Genomic DNA, 335 nt, shown 5'->3' on the forward strand with positions numbered 1-335 from the left:
AGACGCGCCCGTCTCCGTGGCACGCTCCGGAGGCGGGCGCCCCTTACTGCCGCTTCGCCGCCGGATTCATCGGACCTGCCTCACCCCAGCGCGGCGACCCGCTCCCGGTATCCCCGGACGGGCCCCGCATCCCGGTAGGGCTCCAACCGCCGCTCGAACTCCCGGACGTACTCGTGGGCGCGCACCGACCGCATGTCCGCCGCCGCGGCCGCCGCCTCCGCGCCCAGCGCGCACGCGGAGTCCAGCTCGCCGAGGCCGAGCCGGGCGGAGGCCAGCACCACCCGGCAGAACAGCCGGCTGCGCGCGAACCCGGGCGCCCGCAGCCTCAGCGACCG

Annotated in this window: 1 pseudogene; it reads right to left on the reverse strand. The window is 77.6% G+C overall.

The window, feature by feature from the left end:
* Nucleotides 1-80 precede the first annotated feature (80 nt).
* Nucleotides 81-335 (reverse strand): annotated as a pseudogene (locus G3I40_RS46330) (regulator); the annotation flags it as partial.

The organism is Streptomyces sp. SID14478, from assembly GCF_010548525.1.
In the GTDB taxonomy this organism is placed as follows: domain Bacteria; phylum Actinomycetota; class Actinomycetes; order Streptomycetales; family Streptomycetaceae; genus Streptomyces.